The 15,051-nt window shown below is 55.7% G+C and carries 13 protein-coding genes; 4 read left to right on the forward strand and 9 right to left on the reverse strand.

Features of this window, described 5'->3' with window-relative positions; translation table 11 throughout:
• Positions 1-2 precede the first annotated feature (2 nt).
• Positions 3-3,770, reverse strand: coding sequence for a translocation/assembly module TamB domain-containing protein (locus tag HFD94_RS13375; protein ID WP_033758895.1), 3,768 nt, complete (start codon positions 3,768-3,770; stop codon positions 3-5).
• A complete protein-coding gene (locus tag HFD94_RS13380) occupies positions 3,767-5,482 on the reverse strand; it encodes an autotransporter assembly complex family protein (RefSeq protein ID WP_154210861.1) in 1,716 nt (571 codons plus the stop codon). Before HFD94_RS13380 ends, HFD94_RS13375 begins: the two co-directional genes overlap by 4 nt.
• A 518-nt stretch (positions 5,483-6,000) precedes the next feature.
• Between HFD94_RS13380 and HFD94_RS13385 the strand changes: the two genes are divergently transcribed.
• Positions 6,001-7,323 carry a hemolysin family protein gene (locus HFD94_RS13385; protein ID WP_010256442.1) on the forward strand — a complete coding sequence of 441 codons (1,323 nt, stop codon included), beginning with the start codon at positions 6,001-6,003 and terminating at the stop codon, positions 7,321-7,323.
• A gap of 146 nt (positions 7,324-7,469) precedes the next feature.
• Here the strand turns inward: HFD94_RS13385 and HFD94_RS13390 are convergent, their stop codons facing one another.
• Complete coding sequence (locus HFD94_RS13390; protein ID WP_003855513.1) at positions 7,470-7,676, reverse strand: DUF1107 domain-containing protein; 207 nt, start codon at positions 7,674-7,676, stop codon at positions 7,470-7,472.
• A 314-nt stretch (positions 7,677-7,990) separates the two neighbouring features.
• Here HFD94_RS13390 and HFD94_RS13395 point away from each other — a divergent pair, with 314 nt between their 5' ends.
• A complete protein-coding gene (locus HFD94_RS13395; RefSeq protein WP_010256439.1) occupies positions 7,991-8,548 on the forward strand; it encodes a YtfJ family protein in 558 nt (185 codons plus the stop codon).
• Between the two features lie 74 nt (positions 8,549-8,622).
• On the opposite strand, the gene cysQ is transcribed toward HFD94_RS13395, so the two are convergent.
• Entirely contained in the window at positions 8,623-9,366 is a 744-nt protein-coding gene (cysQ, locus tag HFD94_RS13400; protein ID WP_010256437.1) for a 3'(2'),5'-bisphosphate nucleotidase CysQ, read from the reverse strand.
• Positions 9,367-9,659: 293 nt separating this feature from the next.
• Between cysQ and HFD94_RS13405 the strand changes: the two genes are divergently transcribed.
• Positions 9,660-11,603: a bifunctional 2',3'-cyclic-nucleotide 2'-phosphodiesterase/3'-nucleotidase gene (locus tag HFD94_RS13405; protein WP_050680379.1), complete on the forward strand. Its 1,944-nt coding sequence runs from the start codon at positions 9,660-9,662 to the stop codon at positions 11,601-11,603.
• Between the two features lie 44 nt (positions 11,604-11,647).
• Here the strand turns inward: HFD94_RS13405 and fklB are convergent, their stop codons facing one another.
• Entirely contained in the window at positions 11,648-12,268 is a 621-nt protein-coding gene (gene fklB / locus HFD94_RS13410) for an FKBP-type peptidyl-prolyl cis-trans isomerase (RefSeq protein ID WP_010256433.1), read from the reverse strand.
• A 220-nt stretch (positions 12,269-12,488) separates the two neighbouring features.
• Between fklB and HFD94_RS13415 the strand changes: the two genes are divergently transcribed.
• Positions 12,489-13,166: a LysM-like peptidoglycan-binding domain-containing protein gene (locus HFD94_RS13415; RefSeq protein WP_153020899.1), complete on the forward strand. Its 678-nt coding sequence runs from the start codon at positions 12,489-12,491 to the stop codon at positions 13,164-13,166.
• Positions 13,167-13,248: 82 nt separating this feature from the next.
• On the opposite strand, the gene rplI is transcribed toward HFD94_RS13415, so the two are convergent.
• From rplI to rpsF, 4 genes are read right to left on the reverse strand one after another with little or no spacing between them, the layout of a single operon-like run.
• Positions 13,249-13,698: a 50S ribosomal protein L9 gene (gene rplI / locus HFD94_RS13420; protein WP_167433199.1), complete on the reverse strand. Its 450-nt coding sequence runs from the start codon at positions 13,696-13,698 to the stop codon at positions 13,249-13,251.
• Positions 13,699-13,737: 39 nt separating this feature from the next.
• Positions 13,738-13,965, reverse strand: coding sequence for a 30S ribosomal protein S18 (gene rpsR, locus HFD94_RS13425; protein ID WP_002210155.1), 228 nt, complete (start codon positions 13,963-13,965; stop codon positions 13,738-13,740).
• Between the two features lie 4 nt (positions 13,966-13,969).
• Complete coding sequence (gene priB / locus HFD94_RS13430; RefSeq protein WP_010256154.1) at positions 13,970-14,287, reverse strand: primosomal replication protein N; 318 nt, start codon at positions 14,285-14,287, stop codon at positions 13,970-13,972.
• Positions 14,288-14,293: 6 nt separating this feature from the next.
• Positions 14,294-14,689 (reverse strand): 30S ribosomal protein S6, encoded by a 396-nt coding sequence (gene rpsF / locus HFD94_RS13435; RefSeq protein ID WP_003855334.1) that lies wholly within the window; start codon positions 14,687-14,689, stop codon positions 14,294-14,296.
• Between the last annotated feature and the right edge of the window lie 362 nt (positions 14,690-15,051).

The raw sequence follows: 15,051 nt of genomic DNA on the forward strand, positions 1-15,051 counted from the left end.
TGCTAAAACTCAAACTGATAGAGCAAATCGAGAGCCTGATCCACACCGGACACGGCTTCCAGATAGAGTTTAGGCATCAGGCGGTAACGCAAGGTTAACGTCGCCAGTGAATCAAATATGCCAACACCGTATTTTACCTGCAGACCCGGTAGCACATAGCCGCTGACCTGCACCTGCTGGCTGTCGCCAACACCGGCAGTATCAACAGCGAGATTGCTGACACCGAATGTCTCCCCGATTTTACCCACAACCTGCCCACTTTGTGCAACCCCTAAGCCAACAAGTGCTGAAGTGAGGGCGTTACTGTCGCCGTCGCTGCCCAATCCCTGACCGCGCAGCAGATAGGAAAGCGCTTCCTGTTGCGACATCGCCGGATCGGAGAAGACTTCCGCTTTTGGCTCATCCGCCAGGCCAGTGACGCGCAGACCCGCGGTGACGCCATCCTCGGTAGCATCCGGGTTACGGATGGCTTCCAGGTTGACGTAAGGCTGATCTGGCGGACCGGCAAACTGCAGCTCGCCTTTACGCACGATCAGATCCTGACCATAAGCGTGGAAGCGACCGGACGGAATGTTGATCTGACCGTTCAGGCCGAGTCCTGACTTATCCTGCACCATTTTCAGATCGCCATTCAGCTTCGCTTTCAGGCCAAACGCAGAGAGTCGCACATCGTTGCCGACGTGGATCACCAGATTGCTGTTAATCGGAATCGCGGCGGTTTGCGGTGCAATCGGCTTCAGCTGTTTATCCAGCAACACCTCATCCGACGAGACGCCAGTGGCGCTTTCCGGCACTTCCTGCACCGTGATGCGCGCCCATGGAATATCGACCCGGCCATCAAGGTTAAAGGCCGCTGGCGTCGCTTCAAACACCAGATCCGGCGAGACATCCATGCGCACCATCGGCGGCACGGTCACGCGAACCCGGCTGCCCTGCGCCGCAATGCGCGCACGCCAGTTGTCGAGCTGGCTCCAGTCTGCGTTACCGCTGAGGTTGATATTGCCCTGCCCGGTCTGCACCAGCCCGTTCAGGGTGGAGCTCATGCCGTTAAACACCAGATTCAGGTTGGCACTGGTCAGGTCAACCGGCATAAAGTTGCCATCCACATCCACACCCGTCAGGCCAAGCTGACCAAATACCTGCGGCTGCTGCACGCTGCCGCCCAGGCGCAGGCTGCTGTTCAGGCTGCCTTTGATCTTCTCGCCCTGCATCAGCGCCGGATTGAGCATCGCCAGCGAGACATTGCGGATGTTGACGTTACCGCCCAGCGTGCGGCGGTTTTGCGGATCGTCGATCTGCACGTTGCCATCCAGCTGACCGTTATTGGCGATGCGGATCAGCCAGTCGAGCTGGGCGCGTCCGTTTCGCAGCGCGGCATTGAGGTTCAGCGTGTCAAAGGCGATCGGCAGATTGTTGCCCTGCACATCCTGCACCACTTTCACGCCGTTGCCCTTCAGCGCCACGGTACCGGTCGGCAGGCTGCCATCGGCAGTCCAGTTGACGCGCACGTCGCCGCTGAACAGGCCGCTAAGCTGAGTCGCATCCGGCATAAACGGCTTCACCATCGCCAGGTCAAAGCGATTCAGCACCACATGCGCCTTGCCTGCCGGGCCCGCTTCAACCGGCTCCGGCACACAAATTTGCGCATTGGGGTTCTGCCAGCAGTGCGGGCCGATGGTGGCCGTCTGGCGGCTGTTCAGATAGTCGATGGCCATGGCGCGGGTCAGACGCCACTCACCGACTGGCGTATCAAAGTGGGTGTCGTTCAGCGACCCTTTCCAGCGCTCGGTCTGGCGATCAAAGCTGCCGTTCAGCGCCAGCTGGCCAGAGACCGGTTTGCCCTGCACATTGAGCTTCAGCTGATGCTGATGCTCATTGCCGTCCGCGTTCAGCGTCAGCAGGCTGATGTTCAGCGCATCCTGCTTCAGCTGCTCGACGCGCAGTTGCAGTTTACCCGCCACCTGCTCGCCGGAACGGACGTCGCCATTCAGGGTGACGCGATTGATCTGCATCTGCTGCCAGCGCAGACCACGGGCATTAAGATCGGCCAGCAGCTGCGGTGCCTTCAGGGTACCCCGCGCTTTTATTGTGCCGTTGATGACGCCGCCCAGACCCGGCAGCGCATTGTCGAGCTGGGGTGCGTCGATACTGGCATCGAGATCCAGACTGTCGCCCAGCGCGCCTTTAACATCCAGATGGTTGCGTCCCAGCGCCAGCTTAATGCCCGGCACCGTCCACTGGTTGTAGCTGTTACCGGTCAGGGAGCCATCAGCGGTCACGGCGTTCTGTTTCACATTGCCTTTCAGCTGTAGCTGCGGCACGCTCAGTTGCCAGCTGCCACCATACAGACTGCCGCGGGTGGTGATTTTGCCATCCAGCCTTGCTGGCCAGTCGGGATACTGTTTAGCGGTATTAATTCCCGCCAGCGTCAGCTCACTGCGCCAGCTTATCGCCTTGCTCCAGTCCACCAGCGCAGTGAGATCGATGTTGCCCTGCAGCGCAGCCACGCGCAGGCGGTCGAGGCTGAACTGCTCAACGTTGCCTTTACCCGTCAGCGAGATCGTCGCCGGTGGTACAGATTCACCCTTCACGGCAGTCTGCAGCGACATCACATAGTCGGTGGCTTTGCCTTTGAACTGATAGTCCAGGTTATCCGCCTGATACGCTACCGGACCGGTCAGCGGCCAGCGTAACTGCGGACTGGTCAGCTTCAGTGACAGCGGCAGTCCCGCCACCGCCAGCTGGGTCGTGGCGTCCAGCTGCGCATTCACCGGACCGGAGAGGTTCAGCCCCATCTTCAGCTCGTCGCGCATCGCGCCATTAAGTTTCAGCGCGAGCTTTTCGCCTTTAATCGGATCGGTATTCACTGTGCCGTTAAGGGAGAAATCGACAGGCCAGTTATCCGCCAGCGTCGCCTGACCGCTACCCTTCAGGTTGCCGAGGTTCGAGTCCACCTCCAGCGTGCTGAGCTGCATCTGACGATCGGCGGTTCTGGCTTTCAGCAGCAACCGGCTGACGGAAATATCGGTGTCGCCGGTAATGCGCAGCTGTTCACCCAGAATCTGCTGCACCTCAATATCCAGCGGCAGACGGAAATCAGGCATCTCAGGCAGCAGGGGTTGCGCAAACATCGCCTGCAGCGTTTCACCCAGCGGTTTTTCAGCGGGATGTGGCTGCTGGACTTTCGGCTCCACCACCTCGTCATTGACCACTTTCGCCGCTTTCGGCAGCGCAATCAGCAGGCTTTGAATATGGGTCGGGTTCAGCGTCAGCGCACGATCCTGCCACTGCAGGCCGGTGGTGAAGTCGAGCAGCGATATTGCGGTGTCATCAACTTTGACATTGATATTGTGCAGGCCAAAGTGACGCAGCGTGATGGGGTATGGCGTGCTGAGGTTAGTGTTGCCACTCTCCTCTTCCGGCGCTGGTGCCGCAGGCGTCATTTTCTTGCTGTCGACCACCACGCTGATATCGCGCAGGGAGACATCGTTAACGCACACGGAGGAGTGCAGCAGGCAGTTGAGATCCACCGCCAGATGAATTTGCCCGGCATCGACGCTGACCCCAGGCATTTCGTAACGCAGACCGTTAAGGGTCAGGTTACGCCAGCCCCCATCGACCTGCTTGATTGACAGGCCCGGCACCCAGCGCGACGCACCTTTCAGCACTAAATGCAGCCCAGGCGTGGTACCGATTAAAAATGCCACCCCACCCAACAGCACGACCAGAAAGATCAGAATGCCGATCAGGACCTTTTTCCACAGCTTCATAGTTCTGGCCCCAGCCCTACGTAAAATTGTAATCCATGCTCTTCGTCATCCCCGATGGGTCTGGCGATATCAAATTTGATTGGGCCAACCGGTGAAGACCAGCGCACGCCGACGCCCGCACCGGTTTTGACGTTACTTTGCTTGATGTCGTTAACCGCTTCGCCCGAGTCGACAAACACCGCGCCCCACCATTTCCCGGTGACGTTGTACTGATATTCCAGCGATCCGGTGGCGAGTTTTGACGCACCGGTGAGTTTGCCGTCATCATCGCGCGGTGAAATGTTTTTATATTTGTAGCCACGAATACTGCGGTCACCACCGGCAAAGAAGCGCAGATCCGGCGGCACTTTTTCGAAGTCGTTGGTTTCGATCCAGCCCAGATTGCCGCGCGCCACAAAGCGATGACTGTCGCCAAGGGTACGGATCCAGACGTTTTGCGCCTGCAGGATCAGGAAGTCGACGTCTGAACCCCAGGTGGTATCAGAGACGTCTGCCGAATAGCGCTGTGAATCGCCCCAGGTCGGCATCAGGCCGCCACGGGAACGGGTACGGTTTACGCTGACGCCGGGATAGAGCAGCATAGTGGTGTTGGTCACGCTGCCCTGAGTAAAGTGATCCAGGCTCCAGCGCAGGTTGACCGCCTTCTGCCAGCCGCTGCTGCTGTCCCAGTTGCGCGACATCGCAAGCGTCGTGGTATCTGCTTTGGTGTCGTTGAGGTCGGTGCGCTTCAGGCCGCCGGAGAAGGTGTAGTACTGCTCAAGCGGGCTTTTCAGCAGCGGCACTTTGTAGCTGAGATCGACCTGCTGTTCCGGCGCGGAAACGTAGGCGCTGGCCGCCAGGCTGTGGCCGCTGTCGTTGATCCACGGTTTTTTCCAGGTCCCTTTCAGGCGCGGACCGACGTCTGTGGAATAGCCGACGCCGGTTTCAATGGTGTTTTCGGTGCGGGGTGACATTACTGCGCTCAGCGGCAGCACTTTGGTCTGTCGTCCCTTGCTGAATTCCGGCGCGACCACCACCGAATTAAACCAGCCGGTAGCGGAGAGGCGGCGATTCAGCTCGGCTAAATCGCGGGAGCTGTAGTAGTCCCCTTCTTTAAACGGCACCAGGTTTTGCAGGTACTCTTCGCGAATTTGCGATCCCTGGAAAGTGACGTCGCCGAAGCGATAGCGTTCGCCACTGTCGTAGTCGATATCCCAGAACGCTTCACGCCGCTCCACCGAGACACCAAGCTGGCTTTTTTTAAACGTACCGTCGAAATAGCCGTTACGCAGTGCGAGATTAGAGAAGCCGCTTTTGAATTTGTCATATTGACCGTGGTTAAGCTGGCTGCCCACTTCAGGGCGTCCCTGCTTCACCCAGGCTTTGTAATCCGCGTCATTGCGCGCATCGCCTTCGACCACAATCGTGCTGCCGCCGATTTTTACCGGTTCACCAGGCGTTACGTGTGCCACTAATACCGGTCGTCCCCCCTGCGCAGGCGCGGGGCGGGATTCAAAATCGATGGTGGGCTCGTAATAACCGAGCGCGCGCAGCCCCTCTTTTATCGCAACAGAAACGCGCGCGCGAAAGCGGCCATCATTAGAGACCTCATCGCTGCCGATGGTGGACAGACGCGCTCTGACATTCTTTTGCAGATCCCCGGATAAGCCGTCTACCTGTAATCGCACTGTCGCCGCCTCAAGGGCGGGCGCGGCAAGCAGCAGGCCAGCCATGCAATAAACATAAAATCGTGGCACCTGTACTCCTGTTAATCATGCCGGCCCCTTTTCCGCGGGGCGCTTATTAATCTTCTTTGCCCGCACTACCGCAACGGCAACATCCTCATCATAGCCGCACTTTATGGCAAACGGCGGAGCAACTCTGACATCTAAGTCAAATAACGGGGCTATTGTCGGTAAATGGGGTGAGCGATACAACTCCTGCGGGTCGGAATGATCAGTCCGATATGACTCACTCAGATAAATCCGAGTCTGTAACCGGCCGCTCCGGCTGCTAATGCGCCCTTAAGCAGTAGTTTGCCCTCTGGCGGCACAATGAGCGCTCCTGCTATAATCGGCCACCACAGGCATTCCGCCTGTTTTCATTTCTGCCCCGACATGTCGTTTGTTGTCGAACTGGCGCAGACATTTTTGGCACGGATAGCTTTGTTTCACGGATAAACCAACTCTGTTTGCGCTTACCCACGCTGCCCAGGCCAAAAATGACAAGTGGATAACCCTTTGGATCTCATATGTTAGATAGCTTACTTGTCATTCTGTTACTGATCGTAATCAGTGCCTTTTTCTCCCTGTCGGAAATCTCGCTGGCGGCCGCCCGTAAGATCAAACTGAAACTGCTGGCCGATGAAGGCAACGTAAATGCGCAGCGCGTGCTGAAAATGCAGGAAACGCCGGGCATGTTCTTCACCGTGGTGCAGATTGGCCTCAACGCCGTCGCCATCCTGGGGGGTATTGTCGGCGATGCGGCGTTTTCACCGGTTTTCAGCGGCCTGTTTAACCGGTTTGTCTCGCCGGAACTGGCGGAGCAGCTCAGCTTTATCTGCTCCTTCACCATCGTCACCAGCCTGTTTATCCTGTTTGCTGACTTAACCCCAAAGCGGGTCGGCATGGTCGCACCGGAAACCATCGCGCTGCGCATCATCAACCCGATGCGTTTCTGCCTGCTGATAATGCGTCCGTTGGTGTTTCTGTTTAATGGCCTGGCTAACGTCTTCTTCCGTATTTTCAAGCTGCCGATGGTGCGTAAAGATGACATCACCTCCGACGACATCTACGCGGTGGTTGAAGCGGGTGCGCTGGCTGGCGTGCTGCGTAAGCAGGAGCATGAGCTGATTGAAAACGTATTTGAGCTGGAGTCACGTACCGTTCCCTCCTCAATGACCTCACGTGAGAATATTGTCTGGTTTGATCTGCACGAAGATGAGACCAGCCTCAAAACCAAAATCGCCCAGCATCCTCACTCGAAGTTTCTGGTCTGCAGCGGCGATATCGACCATATCGTTGGCTATGTCGACTCCAAAGAGCTGCTGCTGCGCGTGCTGGGTAATCAGAGCATGGCGCTGAACAGCGGCCTGCAGATTCGCTCGGCGCTGATCGTGCCGGACACGCTGACCCTCTCTGAAGCACTGGAAAGTTTTAAAACCGCCGGAGAAGATTTCGCGGTGATCATGAACGAATATGCGCTGGTTGTGGGCATTATTACCCTGAATGATGTAATGACCACGCTGATGGGCGATCTGGTTGGCCAGGGTATGGAAGAGCAGATTGTGGCGCGCGATGAGAATTCATGGCTGGTTGAAGGCGGTACGCCGATTGATGACGTGATGCGCGTGCTGGACATTGATGATTTCCCGCAGTCAGGCAACTACGAAACCATCGGCGGCTTTATGATGTATATGTTGCGTAAGATTCCGAAGCGTACCGATTTTGTGAAGTTTGCTGGCTACAAGTTCGAGGTGGTGGATATTGATAGCTATCGCATCGATCAGTTGCTGGTCACCCGCATCGATGAACGACCGCCGGTGCTGAGCATGACAAAAAGCGAAGAAGAGTAGAATGACCAGCAGTCTGGACACGGACAGCGCGGAACAACCGGAATGTGACGTAGTCTGTGAGAATTGTTGGCACTGCTCAGGTTCAGAGTGACAAATAAAATGGCCTGACTGGCCAGACACTAAGGGCGCCATCGGCGCCCTTATGATTAGTTGAACTCAAGTTTGAGACGAACGACCTGGCGGTTAATTTCTGACATCACGCTCAGGTGCTGTTTGTCTTTGACGCGCGGGATTAATACTTTCCCTTTGTCGAACTCGAACGCGCCGACGTCCTTGATATACAACCTTCCTTTGAACAGCGTTTTTACATATTTCGCTATTTGTAGCGGATTATAGCGCTGGAAGATCTTCATACTGACTAACTCCTGTACATTTTTAAGCACGCTTCGCCGTTTCCAAATTTGGTTCCAGCCCATGAAGCGCGAATTCGCGATAACTATAGAACACTCAAACCTACTAATGTTCCTAAAAGTGATTTTTTTTACTGAATTGACACATCATTACAGAACACTCTGTTATCAGGCTCACACAACACAGTATAAACCTTCGTTGGTTAAGGAATTGTGGCGGCCATAACAAACCTGACACCTTTCCAGGACAGGCGCATCATCCCTGCTTACTATTGCAGTAAAATGACTAACTGGTCTGATCACTCAAGGAAATAGCAATGCGAATAATTCTGGCAGCTGTAGCGTTGTCTTTACTGATACCGGCAAGCGTGATGGCTCATGACCTCAGGCAGGATATGCGGGTACCGGCCGTTGGCGTGAACGACAAAGGCGAGCTGTTATTGCAGCAGGATAAGTTTAGCTATAAAAACTGGAATAGCGCGCAGCTCAGCGGAAAAGTTCGCGTGGTTCAGCACATCGCGGGTCGCTCATCCGCTAAAGAGATGAATGCCGCATTGATCGAGGCGATTAAGGCCGCGAAGCTGCCGCATGATCGCTATCAGACCACCACCATCGTGAATACAGATGATGCCATTCCCGGTACGGGCATGTTTGTGCGCAGCAGCGTCGAGACTAACAAGCAGCAATATCCGTGGTCGCAGTTTGTTGTCGACAGCAAGGGCAATGTGCAGCATGCCTGGCAGTTACAGCCGGGCGGTTCCGCCATTGTGGTGCTGGATAAGCAGGGTAAGGTGAAATTTGTGAAGGATGGATCGCTGACGCAGGATGAAGTGACAAAAGTGATTACGCTGGTCACCTCCCTGCTGAAGGATTAATCGCTGAAGCCCCGGTGGGGAGAGCACCGCCCGCCGGGGTTTCAGCCTTCAGCAGGCTGAGCGCTCAGACAGCGTTAAAACAGTGATACGCGGAAGCCAGGATTAAGGAAGGATTCGCGCGGCGCGTAGTCCAGAGTTTTACCCTGCCAGTCGTGCACATGCGCGCCCGCCGCCATCGCCACGGCATGACCCGCGCCGGTATCCCAGATGTTGGTGGGTCCGAAACGGGGATAGAGCTGCGCTTTTCCTTCTGCCACCAGGCAGAACTTCAGTGAGGATCCGGTCGCGACGGTCTGATGTTCACCTAACTGCTTCAGGTACTCTTTCATCTCATCGTCGTCGCCATGTGAACGACTTACCACCACCAGCGGAGGTCGCGCATCACGGACATGAATCTGTTCACGCTGACCGCCCTCCTCTTTCCACGCTTTGCCGTCTGCAGCGGAATACATCACGCCCAGCACCGGCGCATAGACTACGCCCATTACCGGCTTGCCTGCTTCGATTAGCGCAATATTAACGGTAAATTCGCCGTTACGCTTGATGAACTCTTTGGTGCCATCCAGCGGATCGACCAGCCAGTAGCGCTGCCAGTGCTGACGCACCTCCCAGGCTGGCGGATCTTCTTCAGACAGCACGGGGAGATCAGGCGTTAACTTTTTGAGGCCCGCGAGGATCACCTCGTGTGCAGCGATATCCGCGGCGGTCACCGGCGAATCATCCGATTTGTGAGAAACGTCAAGCGGCGCGGCACCGTTATAGACCTGCATAATCGCGTCGCCTGCTTCGCGTGCCAGTTGGCAGATTTGCTCTAACATTTTTCACCTCATTGTGTCTGTCTGCTGCCGGATCAGCTCATCGTCAGATAGTGACATTTTAGCAGTTCCGCCTGAAGTACCCATTTACAGGCACTTTGGCGATTCAATTTATAGATATATCAATATCATAGTTACCCATTTATCGCCACGCCTGTGCCGCTACGCCTCCATCGTTTAAGAATCCGTCGCTGACCGATGCGCCAAAACGTTATACCCATCACGATTTAAAATGACTATCTGTCATGCTTTTACATTATTTTGAGATCCTTATTTATTTTGCAGCAGGAGCAAGCATGTTTAAGCCCGGAATGATGTTACTGGCACTGAGCGTTTCCGTCGCCACCCAGGCGGCGACGGTGGATTTGCGGATACTGGAAACCACCGATCTGCACAGCAATATGATGGATTTCGACTATTACAAAGACACGCCAACCGAGAAGTTTGGCCTGGTGCGAACCGCCACGCTGATCCACGCCGCACGCCAGGAAGTGAAAAACAGCCTGCTGGTCGATAACGGCGACATCATTCAGGGCAGCCCGCTGGGTGACTACATGGCGGCCAAAGGATTACGTGAGGGCGAGATCCATCCGGTCTACAAGGCGCTCAACACGCTGGATTACAGCGTCGGTAACCTCGGCAATCATGAATTCAATTATGGCCTGCCCTACCTGAAAAAAGCGCTGGCGGGCGCACGCTTTCCCTATGTGAACGCCAACGTGATTGATGTGAAGAGCGGCAAACCGCTGTTTACCCCATACCTCATCAAATCCACCACGGTGGTTGATCGCGAGGGCAAAACGCAGACCCTGAAGATAGGTTATATCGGCTTTGTGCCGCCGCAGATCATGGTGTGGGATAAAGCCAACCTGCAGGGCAAGGTACGCGTCGATGACATCACCGAAACGGCTCGCCGCTACGTGCCTGAGATGCGCGCGCAGGGCGCCGATCTGATTATCGCTATTCCCCACTCCGGCCTGAGCAGCGAGCCGTATCACACGATGGCGGAGAACTCGGTTTACTATCTCAGCCAGGTGGAAGGCATTAACGCCATCCTGTTTGGTCATGCGCATGCGGTCTTCCCCGGCAAGGAGTTTGCTGACATCAAGGGTGCAGATATCGCCAACGGCACCCTGAACGGTATTCCGGCGGTGATGCCAGGCATGTGGGGCGATCACCTTGGCGTGGTTGACCTGGTGCTGAACAATGAGGGCGGACGCTGGCAGGTGAGCAGCGGCAAAGCACAGGCGCGGCCAATTTACGATACCGCAGCGAAGAAATCGCTGGCGGCAGAGGATCCGGCGCTGGTGAAGGTACTGGCTGACGATCACCGCGCCACGCGAGAGTTTGTGGCGAAGCCCATCGGCAAGTCCGCCGATGTGATGTACAGCTACCTGTCGCTGGTACAGGACGATCCGACGGTACAGATCGTCAATAATGCCCAGCGCGCCTACGTGGAGCATTTCATTCAGGGCGATCCGGATCTGGGCCGCCTGCCGGTGCTCTCTGCTGCTGCGCCGTTTAAAGCGGGCGGACGTAAAAACGATCCGGCCAGCTATGTCGAAGTGGAGAAAGGCGCGCTGACCTTCCGTAACGCGGCCGATCTCTATCTTTATCCCAATACCCTGGTGGTCATGAAAGTCACCGGTGCGCAGGTAAAAGAGTGGCTGGAGTGCTCAGCGGGCCAGTTTAATCAGATCGATCCCCACAGCACGAAAACGCAGTCGCTGATCAACTGGGATTTCCGCACCTATAACTTTGATGTGATTGACGGGGTTAATTATCAGATTGATGTGACCCAGCCCGCACGCTACGACGCAGAGTGTCAGTTGATCCATCCTGAGGCCTCACGTATCCGTCAGCTTAGCTGGCAGGGTAAACCCGTCGATCCACAGGCGACCTTCCTGGTGGCGACCAATAACTATCGCGCTTACGGCGGCAAGTTTGCCGGCACCGGAGATAAATACATCGCCTTTGCCTCACCGGATGAGAACCGTTCCGTGGTTGCCGCCTACATCAGCGCGGAAACCAAAGCGCACGGTGAAGTTCAGCCGAAGGCGGACAATAACTGGCGGCTGGCACCGATTACCTCATCCACCCCGCTCGACATTCAGTTTGAAACGGCACCGGGTGATAAAGCGACCGGATTTATTAAGCAGCATGCGCAATATCCGCTTCAGCCCAAAGGGACAGATGCGATCGGCTTTGCTCTGTGGCAGGTGAATTTACAGCAGAAATAAGGCGGAAGAAAACGCTGCAACCGGGGGGGTTGCAGCGTCCGGAATTACAGAATTTCCAGCAGTTCGACTTCGAAGATCAGGGTGCTGAATGGTGGGATAGAGGCACCCGCACCGCGCTCGCCATACGCGAGGTTCTGTGGGATCACCAGTTCCCATTTTGAGCCAACCGGCATCAGGGTCAGCGCTTCAATCCAGCCTGGGATCACGCCGCTTACCGGGAATTCCGCCGGTTCGCCACGGGCAACAGAGCTGTCGAATACGCTGCCGTCGATCAGTTTACCGGTGTAGTGAACGCGTACGCGATCCTGACGTGATGGGATTGGACCCTCGCCCTGCGTAATCACGCTGAACTGCAGGCCTGATTCGGTGCTGCTCACGCCTTCACGCTGCGCATGTTCCTGCAGGAACGCCTGACCTTCTGCGGCCATGGCTTCGGTGCGCTCACGACGCACGCCTTCAGCGCGTTCATGCACTTCACGCAGTGCGCGATGAACCACATCAACCGGTACGGCCGGCGAGTTCCCTTCCAGCGCGTCGCGCAGACCCGCGAGCAGTGCTTCTGGTTGCAGACCCTGCAGACCAGATTCCAGCAACTGCTGGCCAACCTGTAAACCAATACCGTAACTTGCTTGTGCTTCGACGCTGTCGAAAGAAGGGGTAGTCATCTTCGTTCCTTTCACTCTCGGATAAATTCGAACGGGCAGCATAGCAGCGCAGGCCGCTGGCGTAAAATGCCCTGCATCGCAGATGACTTTTGCCGGGGAAAGAGAAACAATAGAGCCGTCAATTTTATCAATGCTGGCAGGCACTTCGCGCCGGTATTGCCCATACTATAACTATCGGGGGGGATCACCCCCTCTGTAGCACACGAATAAGAGAGCAAACATGGGCCAGATAGCCCCACGACGCCGCAGGATGCGTGCAAAATATCTTGTATCCCGGCTGCAGACCTGGCTGGCCGCACGCAGGCTAAAGCAGCCTGCCGGAGAGGAGGAACCCCGAATGGCTTCAGACACGTCATCCCGCCTGCCGACATGGCTTCAGCGTATCTGGCATTTTACCGACCACATTCGCTGGATGGACCCGCTGCCTGCGCTGCACCGCCGTGGCATTGTGGCCGCACTGCTGGTGATGCTGGTGGCGTTTCTCTGGCCCGCCAGCACGCTGCGCTATCCGGTCGAGCAGCCGGTCGCACCCCAGACGGAGAAAGAGGTGCCGATGCAGGCGGATATTTATGAGAACAACAGTAGCCGCCAGCCGTCATCCTCACCGTCTCAGCAGACGCCAAAAGCCGATTCTCAGGGCGAGTGGCGCAATCTGACCATCGCTTCCGGTCAGACGCTGGCGCAGCTGTTTCGTGATAATAGTCTGCCGGTCAATGATGTGTTTGCGATGGCGCGGGTGGAAGGCAGCGATCAGCCACTCAGCTCACTGAAAAGTGGTCAGCAGGTGAAAATCCGTCAGGATGCGCAGGGGGCGGTAACAGGTCTGACGGTGGAGGGCGCAAACGGTCCGGTGCTGTTTACACGTCAGCCAGACGGCAGCTTTATTCGCGCGCAGTAACGCGAACAGCGGCGATTGAAAGGCACAAAAACAAAAACGCCGGCACAGGGCCGGCGTTTGTGTCGTGCTCAGTTAATAAAGATTAACCAGCAACTACTTTCACGTTCAGTTTCGCGAATACTTCGCTGTGAACCTGGAAGCTTACTTCATGCTCACCGGTAGTGCGCAGAACGCCGTTCGGCAGACGAACTTCGCTCTTAGCCACTTCAACGCCAGCTGCAGTCACTGCATCAGCGATGTCGCGGGCACCGATTGAACCGAACAGTTTACCTTCATCGCCCGCTTTAGACGTGATGGTTACAGTGCCCAGTTCATTGATTTTCTCAGCGCGTGCAGTTGCTGCAGACTGAACGTCAGCCAGTTTGGCTTCCAGTTCAGCACGGCGTGCTTCGAAGAACTCAACGTTTTTCCTGGTAGCAGGAACAGCTTTGCCCTGTGGTACCAGGAAGTTACGAGCGTAGCCCGCTTTAACGTTAACCTGATCACCCAGGGTGCCAAGGTTTGCTACTTTATCAAGCAGAATAACTTGCATTACCTTATCCTCTTAAAGTCGTTAATGGACAGTTGCCGATTACTGATGACGATCAGTGTACGGCAGCAGAGACAGGTAACGCGCACGCTTGATGCAGCGAGCCAACTGACGCTGGTATTTTGCACGAGTACCGGTGATACGGCTCGGGACAATTTTACCGCTTTCGGTAATGTAGTTTTTCAACGTTGCGATGTCTTTGTAATCGATCTCAACAACGCCTTCCGCGGTGAAACGGCAGAACTTGCGACGACGGAAATAACGTGCCATTAGGCTAGTCTCCAGAATCTATCAATTCAATCTGCTCGGCATGGAACACCACTTTGCTCTGGCCATTTCGTGCCTGATGGCAACTAATGAAACCGTCGAGTGTGAGTTGCGTGCCGACCGTTATATGTTGAGTAATCACCTGATGGGCGCTGCCGCTGATAATAACCGGCATACGACACCAGGCTTGCCGGTGAAACCCGGCCTCCTCCTGCACTGAGCGGTGCTCAAGCACGAACTGACAGTGAGGAATTCCTGACGGGCTAACTCTTCGAACCGGCGTCTTGCACACAGTGCCAGACAGGCGAAGTCGATTAACCGTCACGATGGATTACTCTTCAGAATCCCCAGCATCTGACTCATCAGCGGATTCGTTAGCAAAATCTTCGCGACGATCACGACGCTCATCTTTCGCTTTAACCATCGGCGATGCTTCAGTTACCGCGTTTTTAACGCGCATAACCATGCTACGGATAACGGCGTCGTTGAAGCGGAAGTTCGTTTCCAGCTCATCGATCGCTTCCTGCGGCGCTTCAACGTTCATCAGAACGTAATGCGCTTTGTGCAGTTTATTGATCGGGTAAGCCAGCTGACGGCGGCCCCAGTCTTCCAGACGGTGAATCGTGCCTTCTGCACCAGTGATAGCACCAGTGTAACGCTCGATCATGCCAGGAACCTGTTCGCTCTGGTCAGGATGAACCATAAATACGATTTCGTAATGACGCATCGAAATTGCTCCTTACGGATTATTCAGCCTCCTGTCGGGGTCAACCGCGGCCCATGGAAGCAAGGAACGTTATAGGCTGTGTCCCACAAAGGTTCGTTGTGACGAGCGTTTGTGGGACACAGCCTGAGAATGCGGCTGAAAAATTGACGCGTAATCATACTGGCGGCGACGGCTAAACTCAAGCGCACATTTCAACAAATGCCATCCGGCGTGCCATATACGGTAGCTTTTCGTGCTAATCATGTGAATACAGCGCGTTAAGCAGGAAAGGTTCAAAAAAGCTGATAAAGAGGTTCAGGCGGACGATCTGGCGATAATGTGCACAGTCGCTAAACTTAATGCAGACGCTACGGTTTGGCTTA

This window comes from Pantoea sp. EKM20T (genome assembly GCF_011800485.1).
GTDB lineage: Bacteria > Pseudomonadota > Gammaproteobacteria > Enterobacterales > Enterobacteriaceae > Pantoea > Pantoea agglomerans.

What these genes read in the sequence shown, in the direction of transcription:
- rplI (WP_167433199.1), bottom strand. Translation starts at nt 13,698, where the DNA reads ATGCAAGTTATTCTGCTTGATAAAGTAGCAAACCTTGGCACCCTGGGT.
- HFD94_RS13390 (WP_003855513.1), bottom strand. Translation starts at nt 7,676, where the DNA reads ATGAAGATCTTCCAGCGCTATAATCCGCTACAAATAGCGAAATATGTA.
- HFD94_RS13385 (WP_010256442.1), top strand. Translation starts at nt 6,001, where the DNA reads ATGTTAGATAGCTTACTTGTCATTCTGTTACTGATCGTAATCAGTGCC.
- HFD94_RS13380 (WP_154210861.1), bottom strand. Translation starts at nt 5,482, where the DNA reads ATGGCTGGCCTGCTGCTTGCCGCGCCCGCCCTTGAGGCGGCGACAGTG.
- cysQ (WP_010256437.1), bottom strand. Translation starts at nt 9,366, where the DNA reads ATGTTAGAGCAAATCTGCCAACTGGCACGCGAAGCAGGCGACGCGATT.
- HFD94_RS13415 (WP_153020899.1), top strand. Translation starts at nt 12,489, where the DNA reads ATGGGCCAGATAGCCCCACGACGCCGCAGGATGCGTGCAAAATATCTT.
- rpsR (WP_002210155.1), bottom strand. Translation starts at nt 13,965, where the DNA reads ATGGCACGTTATTTCCGTCGTCGCAAGTTCTGCCGTTTCACCGCGGAA.
- fklB (WP_010256433.1), bottom strand. Translation starts at nt 12,268, where the DNA reads ATGACTACCCCTTCTTTCGACAGCGTCGAAGCACAAGCAAGTTACGGT.
- HFD94_RS13375 (WP_033758895.1), bottom strand. Translation starts at nt 3,770, where the DNA reads ATGAAGCTGTGGAAAAAGGTCCTGATCGGCATTCTGATCTTTCTGGTC.
- HFD94_RS13395 (WP_010256439.1), top strand. Translation starts at nt 7,991, where the DNA reads ATGCGAATAATTCTGGCAGCTGTAGCGTTGTCTTTACTGATACCGGCA.
- HFD94_RS13405 (WP_050680379.1), top strand. Translation starts at nt 9,660, where the DNA reads ATGTTTAAGCCCGGAATGATGTTACTGGCACTGAGCGTTTCCGTCGCC.
- rpsF (WP_003855334.1), bottom strand. Translation starts at nt 14,689, where the DNA reads ATGCGTCATTACGAAATCGTATTTATGGTTCATCCTGACCAGAGCGAA.